Below are 16,845 nucleotides of genomic sequence, written 5' to 3'. Positions count from 1 at the left end.
AATTTTGAGCGGCAGCGGCGTTCTGCCAAGCAAACACAGTGCAAACCGCTAGAACCAAGCCGGATGTGCCGTAAGCTCTGGTTCGTCTCAAAGTCATTGTTGCTGGACCTCTGCTACTCGCCGACACTCACCCTTACCACATCTGCTGACACTCGAGCCACGGTGACCACATGGCTGTGCTCGCGGCGCAGTGGGTCAAGCCTGGTGTGAAGCTCCGCGTCAAACACCTTCGCGGCGAATTCTAGGCGGCCAGCTTACATTAGCCAGAGTGAACAGAACGTGATTACGGGCCAGGCCTTCACACCTTCGCCTTGCACCAGCCCGCCCACCTAGCATGCCCCGCCATCGCGAACGGCCCAGCACGGGCGAAAGACAAGCTCCTTCCTGGCGCCGCGCCGCGTGCAGTCGGAACAAATGGGATCGACGCCGGTTAACAATCGAAGGGACCGCAAACGAAGCGGTATGATGATGATTGATATTTTTAGCTTCGAACTGGCCAATGCCAGGCTGCGCGTTAAACGGGCCGAGCGCTCGCTGAAGCGTGCGAATGAACTGTTGTTGAACGATGGCTGTGTCGCCGTCAATCTCGCGTTGTGCGACCGCATACGGTCTGAGCAAAAACGCGTGATTGAGGCCCGGGAACGCATGACGAAGATCGATCGGAAGACTTGACCCATGATGCTCGCGACCCTCCACCTTGAAACTGCGAGATACGGCGACGAATATCGCGTCGCAAGGCTCGCGCTGCTGAGGCAGCAATGATACGGCACATCAAGCGCACAGACGCCTCGGCGCAGAAAGTCGAACAATCGCTGGCAAGATTGGCCAAAGCAAACACGCTCGGGGACCGGCTCGCGCAACAGTAGGTCCGCGCGCTCTACCGTCGTTTGACGATGACCCCGTCATGCTGCGTCGCCAACAACAAGGCTGCATCAACGTCGCACCTGCGCTCGCTGGGCGTCGCGCCCCAAAAGCACAAGGCAGTCGTTTCGGCGAAGATCCAAGAAGTGTCGATATTTTCACCTTCCTAGGGACGTAGGCACAACGCCAAAATGAAGGCCGCGATAAGCAGCATGGCAGGTAGAGGGGCGCGCGAAGGCTACTGAGCGGCTTTCATCTCGCCGCACTCTTGCCTCAGATCAGCCTACAACCAATCGGCCCGCGCTTCACCAGAAGCACGGGCATTGATAGGCTCGGCACTATCGCCGCCCCGTCTACCGCGGGACCGCTGGTATTCCCGAGACTGAGCGCTCTGTTTCGGCGGAGAAAACCACGAAGGCAAAGATCAGCACGGCGACAGCGACAATCATCGAGCCGGTGGCGACGATCGGCTCGAGCGCCGGATTTCCCTGCAGCATCAGGTAAAGCGCCGGCAGCATCACGACCAGGCCGAGATTGTAGACGCCGTAGTGGATCATCGCCGTCCTGCGGGCAGCCTTTACCGGGTTCAGCGCATAATAGCCGCCGAATATTGCACTGGTGACCCACCCCAGCAGGTTGATGTGCGCGTGAGCCGGAAACGCGCCGTGATCGCCTGAAATTGCCATCTGCAGGCCAGCTGCAATTCCCAGAATAAGAAAGACGATGGCTGTCTTGAAAAAAAGCTCCGAAACCTTAGGCATGTCATTCCCCCAAACCCGTTTTGCCGCCGCATCATGCTCTGGTTCCGGCGATCTTGCCAAGGGGACCGTCGGGCCTGCGGACCATTTGCCGCCGGCCTGACGGCCCGTCGGCAGCCGGGCCTGGCCGGTTGCGAGTCCAGCCGGCAAAAAATATGCGCTCACCCTAATTTAATTGCAATATCACCCGCCAGGCTTCCATGTCGTTCTCACTAAGGAAGTCCTGCACAATCGTGGTGCCATACGCGCCAAAGGTCTGCCCGTCAGTGTTCCAGCAAGGCCTCGCCGAACTTCTCCCACAGCTGAGCGCAATCTGTAGCTCTGAGGCTGGGGGTTCCGAGTGGGCCATATCTGATGACGGCGGCGTGAACATCATAGCCAACGATAGGTGCATTGGCGACAAAGTGGATAGCCTCACCCAATCGGCGAGAGCCAATTGGCGCGTCGGTTTTGTTGGTGATGTCGAAGACACCACGAATGTCCGCTTCCTGGTTCCTGGCTGCCAACGCAGCCGCCATTTCCCTTTCGTGCATCATCGAAATCTCTCCGATCGGTCTAAGTCTAAGAACCGCGGCTTGTGCCGGTCCGGCAGCTGGCAACCGGCAAATTGAAGTGCCTTTTGCAGCATCTCGATTGGCTCTTGCTGCGAGCCACTCCGCCCGCTGCCGCGGCAAGCCGATAAGGCAACTGCCAGCGAAATCCGCAGGCACGTCCACGGTCGCATCAAACACGGCCCACGTGCCAGTCGGCTCCTGAACGGGCAAAAACCTCATAACAGCGCCTGCTAATATACTATGCCGATTGTGAGGACGAGACTTTTTCCTGCATCCACTAAACGAATGAGAGATGGTGTCGAAGTGCCGGGCGACGCTCGTCGAAAACAATCGTCTGCGACATCGCCAGGATCGGAGATGGGCCTGAGCCGGCCGCATTTTGGGAGTCGCCGCAAGGGACAAGCACAAGACGCAGCACACAAACGCGGCCAAATGTTCATCCAGAATCGCGATTTCGTTGCGGATAGATGGTCTCGCCGCGCTTCAGCATCGCCACGAACGCCGCGATCTTCTTCTTGCGCCCGGCTTCGGTCTTCATGTTGTGGATGCGGAAGGCGAGCGCGAAGCGGTTTTGCCCGCTGAGCTTTGCCAGCATCTCTTTTGCCCTGGGCTCGGCGTCTATTGCCGCCTGGAGGTCGTCGGGGATCTTCATCTCCTTGCCGCTCTTGTAGGCGCGCGCCCAGCGGCCGTCGGCCTTGGCCGCATCGACCTGCCTCAGCCCGTGCTCGGTCATCCGGCCCTCCTCGATCAGCCGGGCGACATTGTCGACATTGATCTGGCTCCAGGTGCTCTTCTTGCCGCGCGGGGTGTAGCGCTGCAGGTAGCTTTTGCCGTCCAAGGCCTTGCGCACCGCATCGATCCAGCCCCAGCACAACGCCACGTCGATGGCTTGCTTCGGCGTGATCGACGGCAGCCCCGAATCGAGCTTATGGATCTTGATCCAGACTTCGTCCTCGCTGTCGTGATGCTCGCCAAGCCAGGCATGGAAGCTTTCGGCATCCCTGAACTCGCGCACCTTGGCGGGGTCGACCTTAACGGGCGCCATCAGCCGATCCGCCGGTGACCCAGGCGCGTAACGACGCCGAACCGCGCCCTCATATCAGCTCCAAGTCCGATATCCGCAGGCCTGTTGATTCCCGCCGGCACGCATTCAGCCCGCACGATTGGGCGTGCCGAGGACATGGGATTTCCGGCGGCAGCATGACGCCGTCGAATGTCTGCATGAACATCGCCGCCGCAAAGAACGCGTCTCTTCGGTGGCGTCGCTGTGCCAGCCGAGCCGCTTGCCGGGCTCGATCTCGTAGACAATGACCGGGGACTGGGTGGTGCCGTGCCCGCCGTAAACCGCGAAAGCGCCGGCCCATTTGACCGACGGATCGTCCTCTGCCCAAACCGGCGAACGTTCGAGCCTGTCGGATGCGACGACTGCTGTCATGGCTTCGTTCTCTCAGCGAATTGCGAACACGAATCTAGATGATTTTTCTAGTCTGCGTCAGCAAAACTGGCTGGCAACCATTCCCTCGCCCATTGCGCGTGACGATTTGTCGGACCGCGATCCGACCTATTCTACTCTCGGGCCGGATCACTGGGCCGATTCCCCAATGCAACCAAGCCTTTACCCTTTAGCCACTTTTGAGTTGCCCCTGCGTTGCGTTCGTGGTCCTGGTACAACCAGGGCGTTCAATGCGGCATTCGGCAACGGTCGCCTCACCGACCGTCAAGGCAACACACCGTCGAGCCAACACAGGAGATAGCAATGGGCATTTTCGACAGTATCAAAGGTGCGATTTTCGGAAACGCGGTTGCGGCCGAAGCGCCGCCGGCGCAACCGTCTCCCGCGCCTGCTTCGAGCACAGCCACCCAGCCGACGGCGCCTACCCGATCCGCCCCGGCTGCAACCCCGGCTCCGGCCGCGCCGGCCGCGCTGTCCTCTGCCCCGGACATCGCTGCCATTCTCGACAAGGCCGTGGCCGCGAAGGGGCAGAAACTCAACTGGAAGAATTCGATCGTCGACCTGATGAAGGCTCTGAATATCGACAGCAGCCTTGGCGCCCGCAAGGAGCTTGCCCACGAGCTGAACTACACCGGCGATATGAACGACACTGTAACGATGAATCTGTGGCTGCACGACGCACTGATGAAAAAGCTGGCCGAGAATGGCGGCAAGCTTCCGAGCGACCTAGCCGCCTAAAGTCACAAGACAAGCAATTCCAGGAAAACGTGTGAACGGTTTTCCGTCCGGAATTGCGTCAAACAAAAAAAGACAGACCGGTTCGGCGTTTCCGTGAAACGACGAACCGTCCCGGTCCTGCCCTCACCGTGGTTCTTGCTGCGCCAACTTCGGGCGCAACCGAGCAGACCACGATGCCAAGCGTCAGACCGCCAGATAAATAAAATTGAGACCCGTCCCGACCGTCAGGATCGGTGTTTGGCGAGGTGGCATGCCACAAAAAGCGCTTGCCGCCTCGCACCCGGATTGCCTCACGCAAAGCGCCGATTTCGGTCGCTGCCCACGCGCTGGTAGGACCACCATTTTGCTGGCGAAACGCGACGTTCGGCGTATCATTCTCCCCGGAGAGAGTTCATGGTGGGAGGAAGCCAATGAACGTGGTGCAGAGGGTGACTGTCGCCGACTTGACGGCCCAAGAGCTTGTTTCATCTGCGCTTTCACGGTTCGGTGCCGGCGACACCATATCGACGAGGGCGATGCTGGACATCGTTCGCAGGACGGCCCCGGCCTGCGGCAACAGCGACGACGATCTGGTCGAGCTTATCGTCATGACGGCCGTTGGTAGGACCATGGGCGTCGTGTTCGACCATCGGTCTCAATAAAATAATCTGGAACGAACATCAGGCTGCGCCAGCAGCAGTGGCGGGCGGTTGGCAGCGCCAAAGAGGCCAGCCTGTTTGTGCATGAAGGCCGTCCTGGCACCAAGCCCTTGCTTTGAACAAAACCGCTGCTCATGCCGGGTCATGCCGAAGGCGGTAATTGGGCGACACGCTCGAAGGAACTCGCTGAAATCTTGCCCGTTATGCTCTCGTCGAGATGAGGAGAGCTGCCATGGCCGACGACAAAACCAAGACCGACAGTCGCGACCGCTCACGAGTGGCGGGCGGCGAAGACTACGAGGTACGTCACTTTGCCGAGGAAGCGGGCATCACCCCGGATCAGGCACGCACGCTGATCAAGCGTCACGGCACCGACCGCAAGGTGCTGAACGAAATCGCCGAAAGCATAAGAGCGTCGTAATGGCTGACAAGAAAACCGCAATGGCCGACCGCAAGACGCGTGATCCGGACGAAAAGGAGGCTCTGCGTCTGGCCGAAACCACCGACGTTTCGCCGAAGCAGGCGAAGGATCTGATGCGCAAGCACGGCAAGGACAGCCCGAAGGTCGCGAAGGAAGCCAAGAACTTCAAGGCCGAGGGCTGAGCCGCCGAGCCGGTCGGACGCGCGGTACAGGGGTGTGGCCGCAATCCTGGAGCTTATCGGTTTTCTAACAAATTCGGCCTATCCCTTCCGCTATCGCGGCTCAGGGATGCCATATGCGCGGGATATCTGGTGAGGCGAGGCCGTCGATAGGCGATATACGGCATGTGAGGTTGGTATTTTGCCTGCTGGCGGCGGTCGTGATGGCGGCGGCGCTCCTCGCCTTTGCCACCTCCCTCCTGCAGGATCCTGATAGCTGGTGGCACATCAAGGTCGGCATGGATATGCTGGCAAGCCGCACATTCCCCACTGTCGACGTCTATTCCTACACTTTTGCCGGCCAGCCATGGATCGCCAAGGAATGGCTCAGTCAGCTTCTCCTTGCAATTGCCTTTGAAGCCGGCGGCTGGAACGGCGTGGTGCTGCTGGCGACTGCAGTAATCGCGCTCACGATCTTCTTGACGTCGTGGTATCTCAGCGCGTGGTTGAAGCCGACGCTGGCGATAGGACTGACGCTGGTTCTCGCGCTTTTGATCGGGCCAATCTATGTCGCCCGGCCGCACATCTTTACCTTGCCCATCATCGTCGTCTGGACCGCCGGTCTTTTCCAGGCCGCACGCAACGAGAAAGCGCCGCCTTTGTGGCTGCTGACGCTGCTTTGCCTGTGGGCCAATCTCCATGCCACCTTCACCTTCGGTTTCGTCATCGCCGCCTTCGCCGGCCTCGATCTCGTCATGCGCACGCGCTTGTCGAACCCCCGGCTGCTGGCCAAGTGGATCGCTTTCGGGCTGCTTTGCCCGCTGGTCAGCCTGTTCAATCCCTATGGCGTCAAGGCCATACTCGCCACGTTCACGGTGGCCTATGGCAATGAGGCGGTGCCTTACATTGCGGAGTGGCAACCCTTCGACGCCTCGCGGCACACCCTCCAGGAGGTGGCCCTGCTGGTGGCGTTTTTCGGGCTGCTCGTGTCGAGATTGCGCATTGGCTGGGCCAAGGCGCTGTTCCTTGTCTTCACGCTGCACGCCTATCTCACCCACATACGGTTCATGTACTTGTTCTTTCTTCTTGTCCCGGTGGTCCTTGCCGTTGAGGTGGCGCAACAATATCCAGCGCTTTCAGCCGAGAAATGGGCGGCGGAAAAGCGCGACGGACTTGAACAATTTTTCGCACGGCAATTTTCCAGGTTTTGCGCTGGACTTGCCGTTTTGCTGGTTTTGGCGGCTGCCGCCTTCACGACCTATCCGGTCGCGCCGAGCCAGAAGACCTCGGCGAGGGACGCACTGGCCTTCGCCCAATCCCATAATCTGTCGGGCAATCTGCTGAACTCCTACGATTTCGGCGGTACGCTGATTTTCCATGGCATCAGGACGTTTATCGACGGCCGCGCGGATCAGCTCTTCCTGAATGGCTTTACGGAAACGGATGAGCAGACTGGGCACAGCCGGGGCAAGCCGATCCTGAAAGCCCAACTCGAGAAATATACGATAGGCTGGGCATTGTTGACCGCCGACGACAGCCGCATTCCGTTCTTCGACGAACTGGGCTGGGAGCGGGCCTATGCGGACGACTACGCGGTGATCTACACCCGCGCGGACTGAGCCCCGGCAGCTTCGCGCGCCGGTGTGCACATCCCTCCTGAAGCTGTGGCCAGCGCCGAGGCGGCGAAATCCTTATGGGATTTTGATTTCTTTGCTCCGCGTCCCGTCTCGACCCTTTATGGCACTTTGATCCATATTCGCCGAAGCGATGTATCCGGCCGCCGATATGATGCGGCGACGGGTTTTGGTAGTTTGTTAAAGTAAACAATCAAACACAACATAAGGAAAATGCGCAATGGATATAGTTGTTGTCGCGATTGGAATCACGTTCTTTGCTCTATGCTTCGGCTACATCAAAGCCTGCGACAATCTGTAAGTTTATGGGATCTAACATGCTTTTCGACTATATCCTCGGCGGCGCCGTGACCTTGTTTCTTCTCGCCTACCTGACATACGCCCTCGTTCGCCCGGAACGCTTCTGATCTCCGCTGGCAAGGAGCCAACCCCATGACAATCTACGGATGGCTGCAGATCCTCGTCTATTGCGGGATCGTCGTTCTGCTGGCCAAGCCGCTCGGCGGCTACATGTATCGCGTTTTCAGCGGCGAGCGCACATTCCTGTCGTCAATTCTGGCCCCGCTCGAGCGCCGGCTCTACCGCATATCAGGGACCAGCGAGCGCGAGGAGCAGCACTGGACCTCTTATGCGGCGGCCCTGCTGTTCTTTAACCTGGCCGGCTTCCTGGTGCTCTATTTGCTGCAACGGCTGCAAGGCGGCCTGCCCTACAATCCGGCCGGCATGACCGCCGTCGAACCTGGGCTGGCCTTCAACACCGCCGCCAGCTTCATGACCAACACCAACTGGCAGAACTACGGCGGCGAAAGCACGATGTCCTATCTGGTGCAGATGGCCGGCTTGACCGTGCAGAATTTCCTGTCGGCGGCGACCGGCATCGCCATTGCGGTCGCACTGATCCGCGGCTTTGCCAGGGCCTCAGGCAAATCGATCGGCAATTTCTGGGTCGATATGACTCGCGGCACGCTCTATCTGCTTTTGCCGTTCTGCATCGTCCTGACTCTGGTCTATGTCTATCTCGGCATGCCGCAGACGCTCGCTGCCTACGTCAACGCGACGACGCTCGAAGGCGCGCAACAGACTATAGCGGTCGGGCCGGTCGCTTCCCAGGTTGCCATCAAGATGCTCGGCACCAATGGCGGCGGTTTCTTCAACGCCAATGCAGCACATCCCTTCGAAAATCCCGACGCAATCTCCAACCTGATCCAGATGGTGACGATCTTCGCCCTCGGCGCGGCGTTGACCAATGTCTTCGGCCGCATGGTAGGCAACCAGCGCCAGGGCTGGGCAATTCTGTCGGCTATGGGCGTGCTGTTCATCGCCGGCGTTGCCGTCTGCTACTGGGCGGAATCCGCAGGCAATCCGCTGGTCCACGCGCTGGGCGTCGACGGCGGCAACATGGAGGGCAAGGAGAGCCGTTTCGGCATCGCTCTGTCGGCGCTGTTTGCCGTCATCACCACCGCCGCTTCCTGCGGCGCGGTCAATGCCATGCATGACAGCTTCACCGCACTTGGCGGCATGATCCCGATCATCAACATGCAGCTCGGCGAGGTTATTGTCGGCGGCGTCGGAGCCGGCTTCTACGGTATCCTGATGTTCATCGTCATCGCCGTCTTTGTCGCCGGGCTGATGGTCGGACGTACGCCCGAATATCTCGGCAAGAAGATCGAGGCCAAGGAGGTCAAGATGGCGATGCTGGCCGTGCTCTGCCTGCCGCTGGCAATGCTGATCTTCACCGCTATCGCGGTGCTGCTGCCGACGGGCGTTGCTTCCATCGCCAATGCTGGTCCACACGGCTTCTCCGAGGTTCTCTATGCCTACACCTCGGCCGCGGCGAACAATGGCTCCGCCTTTGGCGGTCTCAGCGGCAACACGCCCTGGTACAACGTAACGCTCGGCATCGGCATGCTGATGGGCCGCTTCCTGGTCATCATTCCGGCGTTGGCGATTGCTGGCTCGCTGGTTGCGAAGAAGACCGTCCCTGCCTCCGCCGGCACCTTCCCGACCGACGGTCCACTGTTCGTCGGGCTGCTGGTCGGTGTCATCTTGATCGTCGGTGGCCTGACCTTCTTCCCGGCCCTGGCGGTCGGACCGATCGTCGAGCACCTGGCGATGATTCACGGTCAGACATTCTGAAACGGCCATGCCCTGGTTCAAGATCATACCTCGAAAGGTCCGGCATCGCCCCGAGCCGGAGGGGGAGAAAACGCCCCCTCCTTTCCCGACGCTGTCCACATTCCTCGCTATTGCGGCAGCCTTGATCATGATCTGGCTGCTGGCTTACGGGCCGCCGCACCTTCGTTCGGCACAGGATCGACCGGTCAACAACATCGACACTGGAGCCACCAAATGAGCCCGTCGAAATCCGTGAGCATCATGGATACCCGCATTCTGTGGCCCGCTATCGCCGGTTCCTTCAGAAAACTGAACCCGCGCACCTTGATGCGGAACCCGGTGATGTTCGTCGTCGCCGTCGTCTCGGCGCTCACCACCGTGCTGTTCGTCAAGGATCTCGCTACCAGCGGCGGCGATCTTGGCTTCACGCTGCAGATCATCATTTGGCTGTGGTTCACCGTGCTCTTCGCCAATTTCGCCGAAGCGGTGGCCGAAGGCCGCGGCAAGGCGCAGGCAGACTCGCTGCGCCGGGCGCGAACCGAGACGCAGGCCAAGCTGTTGAACGATGGCGACCGCAGCAAGTTCAAACTGGTGCCCGGCACCAGCCTGAAGGTCGGCGACATCGTGCTTGTCGAAGCCGGCGACATCATCCCCTCGGACGGCGAGGTGGTCGAAGGCGTGGCGTCGGTCAACGAGGCGGCCATCACCGGCGAATCCGCACCGGTCATCCGCGAATCCGGCGGCGACCGTTCGGCGGTGACCGGCGGCACCCAGGTCTTGTCCGACTGGATCCGCGTGCGCATCACCGCGGCTGCCGGCCATACGTTCCTCGACCGCATGATCTCGTTGGTCGAGGGCGCCGAGCGCCAGAAGACACCCAACGAGATCGCGCTCAATATCCTGCTCGTCGGCATGACGCTGATCTTCGTGCTGGCCACGGCGACGATCCCGAGCTTCGCGTCGTATTCGGGCGGGTATATCTCGGTGACGGTGCTGGTCGCCCTGTTCGTTACCCTGATCCCGACCACAATTGGCGCCCTGCTGTCGGCGATCGGCATTGCCGGCATGGACCGCCTGGTGCGCTTCAACGTGCTGGCCATGTCGGGCCGCGCCGTCGAGGCGGCCGGCGATGTCGACACGCTGCTGCTCGACAAGACCGGAACCATCACGCTGGGCAACCGCCAGGCGACGGCATTCCGTCCGGTCAAGGGCGTCACCGAACAGGAACTGGCCGACGCGGCCCAGCTTGCCTCGCTTGCCGACGAAACGCCGGAAGGCCGCTCGATCGTCGTCCTGGCGAAGGAAAAATACGCCATCCGCGCCCGCGACATGGCAAGCCTGCACGCGACTTTCGTGCCCTTCACCGCGCAAACCCGCATGAGCGGCGTCGATCTGGAAGGCTCCTCGGTCCGCAAGGGCGCAGTCGATGCGGTACTTGCCCACGTCAACCTCTCGACGGTTGCCACAGGCCGTACGCGCAACGACACCGTCCGCGACCTTCAGGCGATCGCCGACGAGATTGCCAAATCGGGTGGCACTCCACTCGCGGTCGAGCGCGACGGGCGCCTCCTCGGCGTCGTCCATCTGAAGGACATCGTCAAGGGCGGCATCGCAGAACGCTTTGCCGAATTGCGCCGCATGGGCATCCGCACGGTGATGATCACCGGCGATAATCCGATGACCGCGGCGGCGATCGCGGCGGAAGCCGGCGTCGACGACTTCCTTGCCCAAGCGACGCCCGAGGACAAGTTGAAGCTGATCCGCGACGAGCAGGCCAAAGGCAAACTTGTCGCGATGTGCGGCGATGGCACTAACGATGCGCCGGCCCTCGCGCAGGCCGATGTCGGCGTTGCCATGAACACCGGCACGGTCGCGGCGCGCGAGGCCGGCAACATGGTCGATCTCGACAGCGATCCGACCAAGCTGATCGAGATCGTCGAAATCGGCAAGGCGCTGCTGATGACGCGTGGTTCGCTGACCACCTTCTCCATCGCCAACGACGTTGCCAAGTATTTTGCCATCATCCCGGCAATATTCGCCGTCTTCTACATCGCCCCGGGCCAGACCGCCGGGCCGCTGCAAGCGCTCAACGTCATGCATCTGGCGACGCCGCAGAGCGCTATCCTCTCGGCCATCATCTTCAACGCGCTGATCATCATCGCGCTGATCCCGCTGTCGCTGAGGGGTGTCAAATACCGCGCGGTCGGCGCCGGTGCGCTGCTCAGCCGCAATCTCATTGTCTATGGCCTCGGCGGCGTCGTAGTGCCCTTCGTCGTCATCAAGATGATCGACATGGCCATCACCGCTCTCGGTCTCGCATAAGGAACCATGTCGATGCTCAATCAAATCAGACCCGCGATCGTCATGATCGTCTTCTTCACGATTCTGACGGGTTTGGTCTATCCGATCGGCATGACCGGCATTGCGCAGGCGCTGTTTTCACGCGAGGCCAATGGCAGACTGATCGAGAAGGACGGCAAGCTCGTCGGTTCCGAGCTGATCGGCCAGGCTTTCACCAGCGACCGCTACTTCCATGGCCGCCCGTCGGCTGCCGGCGACGGCAACAATGCCGCCGCCTCGGGCGGCTCGAATCTAGGCCCGACCAACCCGAAGCTCATCGACAGGATCAAGAGCGACGCCGAAAAACTGAGAGCCGAAAATCCGAGCCAGCCGGTACCGATGAATCTGGTCACCACGTCCGGCAGCGGTCTCGATCCGCATATCAGCCCCGACGCGGCCTATTTTCAGGTCCCCAGGGTGGCCAAGGCCAGGGGCGTCGATGAATCCAAGATCAAATCGCTTGTCGACAGCCATGTCGAAGATCGCGAATTGGGATTCATCGGCGAGCCGGTCGTTAATGTGCTGGCCCTCAACCTTGCGCTGGACGATGCGATGAAAAAGTAAAGGACTGGCGCCGGGATCGACACCGAAGCCGGCGCCGTTCATGATTGACGCTTATGCCAGACGACAGCCGCACCGCCGAAACCAGGCCCTCTCCCGACGCGCTGCTCGAGCATGCCGAGCGGGAGGAGCGCGGTCGCCTGAGGATATTTCTCGGCGCCGCTCCCGGTGTCGGCAAGACCTACGAGATGCTGATGTCGGGCCGCGCCAGGCTGGCCGACGGGGTCGACGTGGTGATCGGCGTCGTCGAGACGCACGGCCGCAAGGAAACCCAGACGCTGGTCGAAGGCTACGAGGTCGTTCCTCGCCTTGAGATCGAATACAAGGGGCGTATCCTTGAGGAGATGGATCTCGACGCCATCCTCGCCCGGCACCCGGCGCTGGTTCTGGTCGACGAACTTGCCCATACCAACGCGCCGGGCAGCCGTCACCCCAAGCGCTACCTCGACGTCCAGGAAATCCTGACGCACGGCATCGATGTCTATACGACGCTGAATATCCAGCACGTCGAGAGCCTGAACGATGTCGTGGCGCAGATCACCCGCGTCAGGGTGCGGGAAACTGTCCCCGACTCCATGATCGACCAGGCCGACGATATCGAGATCATCGACCTGACCCCCGACGATCTGATCAAGCGGCTTGAGGAAGGCAAGGTCTACATCCCCAGCACCGCCCAGCGCGCCATCGAGAACTATTTCTCGCCGGGCAATCTGACGGCGCTCCGGGAATTGGCGCTCCGCCGCACTGCCCAGCGGGTCGACGAGCAGTTGCTGACCCACATGCAGGCCCACGCGATACCCGGGCCCTGGGCAGCGGGGGAAAGGGTTCTCGTCTGCGTCGATGCGCGTCCGGGCGGGGCGGCCCGTGTACGTTATGCGCGAAGGTTGGCCGATCGGCTCCGCGCCCCTTGGACGGCGCTTCATGTCGATACCCCTCGTTCAGCTGCCATGCCTGAGGAAAACAAGGATCGGCTGGCGACGCAGCTGCGCCTTGCCGAGCAGCTCGGTGCCGAGGTGACGACCATTCCGGGTCAGAACGTCGCGCAAGACATCGTTCGGCATGCGACGGCGAACAACTTCACCCACATCGTGATCGGCAGGCCGACCCGATCGCGCTGGCGGGAATTGATCGAAGGCTCGCTTACTTACGATCTCATCCGCAATGCCGGCGACATCAGCGTCCATGTCATTTCGGGAAACGAACGCAACGCCGAGGCGACGTCGAGGACCGTCAAGGCGGCGGACGAACAGTGGCAGTTCGAGATCTGGCCCTATCTCAGGGCCACGGCCTATGTTGTTGGCTCGCTCGCCTTCGCCGTCCTTCTCGACCAGTTTCTCGACGTCCGCAACCTGGCGATCATCTTTCTCATTGGGGTCCTGACGTCGGCGGTGACCGGCGGTCTCTGGCCGGCTTTGTATGCCTGCCTCATCAGCGCCATTGCCTTCAACTATTTCTTCCTGGAACCACGCTACACGCTGACGATCGAGGATCCGGAGAGCATCGTTGCGCTGGCTGTCTTCCTGGTTGTTGCGGTCATTGCCAGCAATCTAACAGCGCGCGTGCAGCGTCAGGCGGTCGCTGCGCGCTCGCGGGCACGCGCCACGGAAGATATTTATCTCTTCTCAAAGAAGCTCGCCGGCGCTGGCACGCTCGACGACGTTCTCTGGGCGACTGCCTTCCAGATCGCCTCGATGCTGAAGCTGCGCGTGGTGCTGCTTCTGCCGGAGGACGGCACAATAGCGGTCAAAGCCGGCTACCCACCCGACGATACGCTGGCCGAGGCCGACATTGCAGCAGCCCGCTGGGCCTGGGAGCATAATCGCGCCGCCGGGCGCGGCGCCGACACGCTGCCCGGAGCAAAACGCCTCTATCTGCCCTTGCGGACCGGACGCACGGCGGTGGGCGTTGTCGGCCTCGACAACGATAAGCAAGGTCCGCTGCTGACACCCGAGCAGCAGCGTCTGCTCGATGCGCTCGCCGACCAGGCGGCGGTCGCCATCGAGCGCATCCAGCTCGTCGCCGACGTTGACCGGGCCAAGCTTGCGGCCGAGGCAGACCGTCTGCGCTCGGCCTTGCTCACCTCCATTTCCCACGATTTGAAAACGCCGCTTGCCGCCATCATGGGCGCGGCCGGAACACTCAGGGACTTCGAGGCCGCGCTTCCCGAGCAGGACCGGACGGAACTGCTGTCGACCGTGCTCGATGAGGCGGAGAGGCTTAACCGCTTTATTGCCAATCTGCTCGACATGACCAAGATCGAATCCGGCACGATGGAGCCGAACTACGCCTTTCACTATCTCGGCGACATTGTCGGGTCAGCTCTGCATCGGGCCCGCAAAATCGTCCGCGAGCATAAGACCGAGATCGACATTCCATCGGATCTGCCGATGTTGCGGGTCGACCCCGTTCTGTTCGAACAGGTGCTGTTCAACCTCCTCGACAATGCTGCAAAATACGCGCCACCAGGTTCGACGATCCGCCTGCAGGCCTGGGCCGATAACGGCTTCATCATCCTGCAGATCATGGACGAGGGACCAGGCATTCCGCCAGCGGACCTGGAGCGCGTTTTCGACACTTTCTACCGTGTGCGCAAGGGTGACCAGGTGCGTGCCGGCACCGGGCTCGGCCTGTCGATTTGCCGCGGCTTCATCGAAGCGATGGGCGGGACGCTCTCGGCGGCAAACAGGTCCGACCGCTCGGGGGCGGTTTTCAAGATCAAGATGCAACTGGTACCGGCGGAGCTGCCCAATCTCGGCGAACCCGAGGCGGGCCATCAAAATATGGACGATCTGCCATGACGAGCCTCGACGTCCGGATATTGGTGGTCGACGACGAACCGCCGATCCGGAAACTACTTCGCGTCGGGCTTGGCAGCCAAGGCTATGCGATCAGCGAGGCGCCGAACGCCAGGGCGGCGATTGAACTCATCGAGACGGAAAAGCCAGACCTTGTGCTGCTCGATCTCGGCCTGCCCGGCATGAGCGGGCATGAGCTGCTCCGCAAATGGCGGGATGATGGCCTGGACATTCCCGTGGTTATTCTTTCCAGCCGCACTGATGAGGCCGGCATCGTCTCGGCCCTCGAACTCGGCGCCGACGATTATGTAGCCAAGCCATTCGGTATGAACGAGCTTGTCGCACGCATCCGCGTCGCGCTTCGCCACAAGTTCCAGCAGCAGGGTGAGAGACCGGTGTTCCAGACCGGCGACCTCTCCGTCGATCTGGTGAAGCGCATCGTCAAGGTCGAGGACAAGGAGATAAAGCTCTCGCCGAAGGAATACGACATCCTCCGCATCCTCGTACAACATGCCGGCAAGGTTCTCACCCACCAATTCCTGCTGAAGCAGGTCTGGGGCGATTCCACCGACGTTCAATATCTCAGAGTCTACGTCCGGCAGATCAGGCAAAAGATCGAAAAAACGCCCGACCAGCCCCGCTATATCACAACGGAGACCGGCGTCGGATACCGGCTGCGCGAAGTCGATTGACGCGACGAGCATCCGAAGCCGAAATGCCTCTTCCAATCTGCTTCAAATCAGCGGCGGCCATGGCGTCGCCGGACAAAAGCCCTATATTAAGGAAAGATCGGTTTTGTGCGGGAATGGATGGATGTCGCGGCTTCGTCTATTGAGGTTTTTAGGGTCGGCAATGCTGACTGCGGCGATGCTGTCGGGCGTAAATCCTGCTGCGTCGGCACAGGTCGTCAGTCCCGCCGACCGCAACGTGTTGATCCAGCAGGACCAGTTGCAGATGTTGGAGAACAGGCTGCGGCGGCAGCAATACCAGCAGCAGCAACAGCAGTACCGTGCCCAGGATCGCCAAATCCCAACACCGCAACGGCAGGAGGTGCCGCAGATGAGGCCAACTTGCCAGTTGCTGCCGTCGGGGAGCGGCTTTGTCAGCACCTGCCGCTGACGACCGGCCCTTTCATTTATTTAGCCGACTTATATATTGTGGAAACCGCTCCGCTTGCGGCCCATTGAAAGCGGCCGACTTTGCAACGCTGCCCTTGCCGTTTGGGCACCGCCTCGACTGGATTATCGAATGGCAGCCAGCAAGAAGAAGGTCGTACGCAAGGCAAGGAAGGGCGACCGGATTCGCCAGGTCGCGGCGATTCCGTTTCGGCTGAACGAGCATGGCGACGTCGAGGTGATGCTGGTCACATCGCGAACGACGAGGCGCTTCATCGTACCGAAGGGCTGGCCGATGAAGGGCAAGAGCAGCCGCAAGGCGGCCACCATCGAAGCACAGGAAGAAGCCGGCGTTCTCGGCAAGACACTGAAACAGCCGGCCGGCACCTATTGCTACTGGAAGCGGCTGGCGAACCGCTTCGTCCGTGTCGACGTCGTCGTCTATTTGCTGGAGGTAACCGAGGAACTTGCCGACTGGGAAGAATCCAAGAGGCGTCAGCGCGCGTGGCTGGCGCCGGCCGACGCGGCGGTGCTCATCGACGAGCCGGATCTCTCGACGCTGCTGAGGAACATTAGGATTCTCGAGCTGGAGTATAATTCCAAAAAACAGAATCCGGCTTTCGGAAAAGATCACGCTCAATAAAAGATCGAGGCTAGACTAGCCCGACTGGATCGGGATGGAATTGGCCCCAGCGCCTGCCGCC

At 60.9% G+C, this 16,845-nt stretch carries 19 protein-coding genes; 15 read left to right on the top strand and 4 right to left on the bottom strand.

The features are described from left to right. Positions 1-462: 462 nt before the first annotated feature. The gene (locus tag NKJ35_RS22440; RefSeq protein ID WP_352649584.1) at positions 463-672 is read left to right on the top strand and encodes a hypothetical protein; all 210 of its coding nucleotides are present in this window, start codon (positions 463-465) and stop codon (positions 670-672) included. Positions 673-1,214: 542 nt separating this feature from the next. Here NKJ35_RS22440 and NKJ35_RS22435 read toward each other — a convergent pair. From NKJ35_RS22435 to NKJ35_RS22420, 4 genes are all read right to left on the bottom strand, one after another. Further along, positions 1,215-1,622, bottom strand: a complete 408-nt coding sequence (locus tag NKJ35_RS22435) for a hypothetical protein (protein WP_352649583.1) — start codon at positions 1,620-1,622, stop codon at positions 1,215-1,217. Positions 1,623-1,882: 260 nt separating this feature from the next. Further along, positions 1,883-2,155, bottom strand: a complete 273-nt coding sequence (locus NKJ35_RS22430) for a hypothetical protein (protein ID WP_254816851.1) — start codon at positions 2,153-2,155, stop codon at positions 1,883-1,885. A 454-nt stretch (positions 2,156-2,609) separates the two neighbouring features. Continuing rightward, the gene (locus NKJ35_RS22425; RefSeq protein ID WP_352649582.1) at positions 2,610-3,218 is read right to left on the bottom strand and encodes a YdeI/OmpD-associated family protein; all 609 of its coding nucleotides are present in this window, start codon (positions 3,216-3,218) and stop codon (positions 2,610-2,612) included. 105 nt (positions 3,219-3,323) lie between these two features. Next, complete coding sequence (locus tag NKJ35_RS22420; protein WP_352649581.1) at positions 3,324-3,608, bottom strand: hypothetical protein; 285 nt, start codon at positions 3,606-3,608, stop codon at positions 3,324-3,326. 321 nt (positions 3,609-3,929) lie between these two features. On the opposite strand from NKJ35_RS22420, the gene NKJ35_RS22415 reads away from it, so the two are divergent. The 14 genes from NKJ35_RS22415 to NKJ35_RS22350 all read left to right on the top strand — a co-directional run bounded on the left by NKJ35_RS22415 (position 3,930) and on the right by NKJ35_RS22350 (position 16,784). Then, the gene (locus NKJ35_RS22415) at positions 3,930-4,364 is read left to right on the top strand and encodes a DUF3597 domain-containing protein (RefSeq protein WP_254816848.1); all 435 of its coding nucleotides are present in this window, start codon (positions 3,930-3,932) and stop codon (positions 4,362-4,364) included. A gap of 410 nt (positions 4,365-4,774) precedes the next feature. Beyond that, entirely contained in the window at positions 4,775-5,005 is a 231-nt protein-coding gene (locus NKJ35_RS22410; protein WP_254816847.1) for a hypothetical protein, read from the top strand. 229 nt (positions 5,006-5,234) lie between these two features. Next, entirely contained in the window at positions 5,235-5,423 is a 189-nt protein-coding gene (locus tag NKJ35_RS22405; RefSeq protein ID WP_292657372.1) for a DUF3606 domain-containing protein, read from the top strand. Further along, on the top strand, positions 5,423-5,605 hold the full coding sequence (locus NKJ35_RS22400; RefSeq protein ID WP_352649580.1) for a hypothetical protein: 183 nt from the start codon (positions 5,423-5,425) through the stop codon (positions 5,603-5,605). Before NKJ35_RS22405 ends, NKJ35_RS22400 begins: the two co-directional genes overlap by 1 nt. Before the next feature lie 113 nt (positions 5,606-5,718). Continuing rightward, positions 5,719-7,200: a hypothetical protein gene (locus NKJ35_RS22395; protein WP_352649579.1), complete on the top strand. Its 1,482-nt coding sequence runs from the start codon at positions 5,719-5,721 to the stop codon at positions 7,198-7,200. Positions 7,201-7,532: 332 nt separating this feature from the next. Further along, on the top strand, positions 7,533-7,622 hold the full coding sequence (locus NKJ35_RS22390; RefSeq protein ID WP_023675300.1) for a K(+)-transporting ATPase subunit F: 90 nt from the start codon (positions 7,533-7,535) through the stop codon (positions 7,620-7,622). Between the two features lie 25 nt (positions 7,623-7,647). After that, positions 7,648-9,351, top strand: coding sequence for a potassium-transporting ATPase subunit KdpA (gene kdpA / locus NKJ35_RS22385; protein WP_352649578.1), 1,704 nt, complete (start codon positions 7,648-7,650; stop codon positions 9,349-9,351). A 7-nt stretch (positions 9,352-9,358) separates the two neighbouring features. After that, positions 9,359-9,568 carry a hypothetical protein gene (locus NKJ35_RS22380; protein ID WP_352649577.1) on the top strand — a complete coding sequence of 70 codons (210 nt, stop codon included), beginning with the start codon at positions 9,359-9,361 and terminating at the stop codon, positions 9,566-9,568. Beyond that, positions 9,565-11,652 carry a potassium-transporting ATPase subunit KdpB gene (gene kdpB / locus NKJ35_RS22375; RefSeq protein ID WP_352649576.1) on the top strand — a complete coding sequence of 696 codons (2,088 nt, stop codon included), beginning with the start codon at positions 9,565-9,567 and terminating at the stop codon, positions 11,650-11,652. The genes NKJ35_RS22380 and kdpB overlap by 4 nt, the downstream gene beginning before the upstream one ends. Positions 11,653-11,664: 12 nt before the next feature. Next, a complete protein-coding gene (kdpC, locus tag NKJ35_RS22370) occupies positions 11,665-12,234 on the top strand; it encodes a potassium-transporting ATPase subunit KdpC (RefSeq protein WP_352649574.1) in 570 nt (189 codons plus the stop codon). 53 nt (positions 12,235-12,287) lie between these two features. Next, positions 12,288-15,029 carry a DUF4118 domain-containing protein gene (locus NKJ35_RS22365; RefSeq protein WP_352649573.1) on the top strand — a complete coding sequence of 914 codons (2,742 nt, stop codon included), beginning with the start codon at positions 12,288-12,290 and terminating at the stop codon, positions 15,027-15,029. After that, positions 15,026-15,718: a response regulator transcription factor gene (locus NKJ35_RS22360; protein ID WP_352649572.1), complete on the top strand. Its 693-nt coding sequence runs from the start codon at positions 15,026-15,028 to the stop codon at positions 15,716-15,718. The genes NKJ35_RS22365 and NKJ35_RS22360 overlap by 4 nt, the downstream gene beginning before the upstream one ends. Positions 15,719-15,839: 121 nt before the next feature. Further along, positions 15,840-16,145 (top strand): hypothetical protein, encoded by a 306-nt coding sequence (locus NKJ35_RS22355; RefSeq protein WP_352649571.1) that lies wholly within the window; start codon positions 15,840-15,842, stop codon positions 16,143-16,145. A 129-nt stretch (positions 16,146-16,274) separates the two neighbouring features. Then, a complete protein-coding gene (locus NKJ35_RS22350; RefSeq protein WP_352649570.1) occupies positions 16,275-16,784 on the top strand; it encodes an NUDIX hydrolase in 510 nt (169 codons plus the stop codon). Positions 16,785-16,845 lie beyond the last annotated feature (61 nt).

The organism is Mesorhizobium sp. M0136, from assembly GCF_040322515.1.
GTDB lineage: Bacteria > Pseudomonadota > Alphaproteobacteria > Rhizobiales > Rhizobiaceae > Mesorhizobium.
Note: the sequence above shows the minus strand (reverse complement) of the source record. Positions and strands in the feature narration are given on the sequence as shown.

What these genes read in the sequence shown, in the direction of transcription:
- NKJ35_RS22440 (WP_352649584.1), top strand. Translation starts at nt 463, where the DNA reads ATGATGATGATTGATATTTTTAGCTTCGAACTGGCCAATGCCAGGCTG.
- NKJ35_RS22435 (WP_352649583.1), bottom strand. Translation starts at nt 1,622, where the DNA reads ATGCCTAAGGTTTCGGAGCTTTTTTTCAAGACAGCCATCGTCTTTCTT.
- NKJ35_RS22430 (WP_254816851.1), bottom strand. Translation starts at nt 2,155, where the DNA reads ATGATGCACGAAAGGGAAATGGCGGCTGCGTTGGCAGCCAGGAACCAG.
- NKJ35_RS22425 (WP_352649582.1), bottom strand. Translation starts at nt 3,218, where the DNA reads ATGGCGCCCGTTAAGGTCGACCCCGCCAAGGTGCGCGAGTTCAGGGAT.
- NKJ35_RS22420 (WP_352649581.1), bottom strand. Translation starts at nt 3,608, where the DNA reads ATGACAGCAGTCGTCGCATCCGACAGGCTCGAACGTTCGCCGGTTTGG.
- NKJ35_RS22415 (WP_254816848.1), top strand. Translation starts at nt 3,930, where the DNA reads ATGGGCATTTTCGACAGTATCAAAGGTGCGATTTTCGGAAACGCGGTT.
- NKJ35_RS22410 (WP_254816847.1), top strand. Translation starts at nt 4,775, where the DNA reads ATGAACGTGGTGCAGAGGGTGACTGTCGCCGACTTGACGGCCCAAGAG.
- NKJ35_RS22405 (WP_292657372.1), top strand. Translation starts at nt 5,235, where the DNA reads ATGGCCGACGACAAAACCAAGACCGACAGTCGCGACCGCTCACGAGTG.
- NKJ35_RS22400 (WP_352649580.1), top strand. Translation starts at nt 5,423, where the DNA reads ATGGCTGACAAGAAAACCGCAATGGCCGACCGCAAGACGCGTGATCCG.
- NKJ35_RS22395 (WP_352649579.1), top strand. Translation starts at nt 5,719, where the DNA reads ATGCGCGGGATATCTGGTGAGGCGAGGCCGTCGATAGGCGATATACGG.
- NKJ35_RS22390 (WP_023675300.1), top strand. Translation starts at nt 7,533, where the DNA reads ATGCTTTTCGACTATATCCTCGGCGGCGCCGTGACCTTGTTTCTTCTC.
- kdpA (WP_352649578.1), top strand. Translation starts at nt 7,648, where the DNA reads ATGACAATCTACGGATGGCTGCAGATCCTCGTCTATTGCGGGATCGTC.
- NKJ35_RS22380 (WP_352649577.1), top strand. Translation starts at nt 9,359, where the DNA reads ATGCCCTGGTTCAAGATCATACCTCGAAAGGTCCGGCATCGCCCCGAG.
- kdpB (WP_352649576.1), top strand. Translation starts at nt 9,565, where the DNA reads ATGAGCCCGTCGAAATCCGTGAGCATCATGGATACCCGCATTCTGTGG.
- kdpC (WP_352649574.1), top strand. Translation starts at nt 11,665, where the DNA reads ATGCTCAATCAAATCAGACCCGCGATCGTCATGATCGTCTTCTTCACG.
- NKJ35_RS22365 (WP_352649573.1), top strand. Translation starts at nt 12,288, where the DNA reads ATGCCAGACGACAGCCGCACCGCCGAAACCAGGCCCTCTCCCGACGCG.
- NKJ35_RS22360 (WP_352649572.1), top strand. Translation starts at nt 15,026, where the DNA reads ATGACGAGCCTCGACGTCCGGATATTGGTGGTCGACGACGAACCGCCG.
- NKJ35_RS22355 (WP_352649571.1), top strand. Translation starts at nt 15,840, where the DNA reads ATGTCGCGGCTTCGTCTATTGAGGTTTTTAGGGTCGGCAATGCTGACT.
- NKJ35_RS22350 (WP_352649570.1), top strand. Translation starts at nt 16,275, where the DNA reads ATGGCAGCCAGCAAGAAGAAGGTCGTACGCAAGGCAAGGAAGGGCGAC.